At 45.0% G+C, this 567-nt stretch carries 1 pseudogene; it reads left to right on the top strand.

Going from position 1 to position 567, the window contains the following annotated elements:
* Positions 1-42: 42 nt before the first annotated feature.
* Positions 43-567, top strand: a pseudogene (locus tag CCS02_RS21985) (hypothetical protein); the annotation flags it as partial.

The following is a 567-nucleotide window of genomic DNA, read 5'->3' as shown; positions in this document are numbered from 1 at the left end:
GCTCATCATTGGGCTAGGCGCTTTACATCATCAGGTCATAAAGTGGGCCTCATCCCCTCACACATTGCTGCAAAATATCGAGTCAGTAATAAGAGTGATAAAAATGATGTTCTTAGTATTTATGAGGCCAGTAAGAATCAGCAGTTACACTGCGTTCAGATCCGTACATTAGAGCAGCAAGATATTGCTACGTTACATAAATTCCGCGAAGGCTATAAAAAAGAACGCAATCAACTTGCCAACCGCCTTCGCGGTTTTGGCCGCGAGTATGGCGTTAATTTTGCCTTAGGTATCAGTAAGCTCCTTAAGCAAGTGCCTATTGCGCTTGAGGATGCTGAAAATGAAATGACGGTTGTTGCACGCAGAGTCGTATTTAGACTGTTAGAACAACTTAGGCATGTGATCTTGCTGATGAAAGAGGTCACTGATGAGATCGAAGCAATAGCAAAGCAAATAGATGCTTGCCAGCGATTGGTTCAATTACCCGGTATTGCTTGGCTTGGTGCCAGCATGATGTATGCTAAGTTCGGTTCGGCTGAGTGCTTCAGGCGTGGCCGAGATGCCAGT

Origin of the sequence: Marinomonas sp. ef1 (assembly GCF_002806845.1) — a bacterium.
In the GTDB taxonomy this organism is placed as follows: domain Bacteria; phylum Pseudomonadota; class Gammaproteobacteria; order Pseudomonadales; family Marinomonadaceae; genus Marinomonas; species Marinomonas polaris.
The sequence above is the reverse complement of the archived record's forward strand: the minus strand, read 5'-3'. Positions and strand labels throughout refer to the sequence as shown.